Origin of the sequence: Massilia frigida (genome assembly GCF_011682175.1) — a bacterium.
Taxonomy (GTDB): domain Bacteria; phylum Pseudomonadota; class Gammaproteobacteria; order Burkholderiales; family Burkholderiaceae_D; genus Telluria_A; species Telluria_A frigida.
This window is the reverse complement of record NZ_WHJG01000158.1, coordinates 1-677: the sequence shown is the minus strand read 5'-3', so window position 1 is coordinate 677 and position 677 is coordinate 1. Positions and strand designations below refer to the sequence as shown.

The 677-nt window shown below is 54.5% G+C and carries 1 protein-coding gene; it reads right to left on the bottom strand.

Annotated features, from left to right (window positions below):
- Window positions 1-479: 479 nt before the first annotated feature.
- On the bottom strand, window positions 480-677 hold a 198-nt coding region (locus F2P44_RS35270), incomplete at its 5' end, for a hypothetical protein (protein ID WP_223165160.1).

Here is a 677-nt window from a genome sequence, read left to right as displayed (position 1 = left end):
CCTGCATGCCGTCAAGGGTGCGCTACGCCGGCACGCGCGCAGCGCGCGCCGCCCTTGACCGCACTCCGGGACGGTAGAACCTCACAGCATAGCCGATGTCAAGTTTCACCGGAAACGTCATAGGGCCTAAAAGGGAATGGAGCCCCTTGGGATGAGGTGAATATCTGGATCCTCATGCGCTTAGAAGGACAACCGCAGCCGGATATGGAGAGCTTCCTCGGTATCGCGGAGGACATGACCTCTTACTGTCGGTTCCTGGAAGAGAACGGACTTGATTGGCTAGCGTTCCCCCAGTTCCAACTGCGCCGACCGACCTATCGTTATAACGGTCACCTGACAACACGAGTCAAAATCGGCGAGGTGAGCGGCACAACGGCTAAGAGGCGAATGTCCCGAGTTGTAAATTTCTACCGTTTCATGATACGGGCGGGCTTAATCGTATTGGAATTCCCGCCATGGAATGAGAGAGACATATACGTTCAGGTTGATAATCCAGACGGCCACAGCAGCTCAATAAAGGTTACGACGACTGACGTCGGCATCAGGATATCCGTAAGCGCGCCATAAACCCCAGACTTGTGGCATAGCTGCGGCTGCAGCATTCTTTCCCCATCTAATTTTATGTGGGACAAGGATGAAAAAGGACATGCAATTCTGGGCGGCGCATGTTGCGGCGA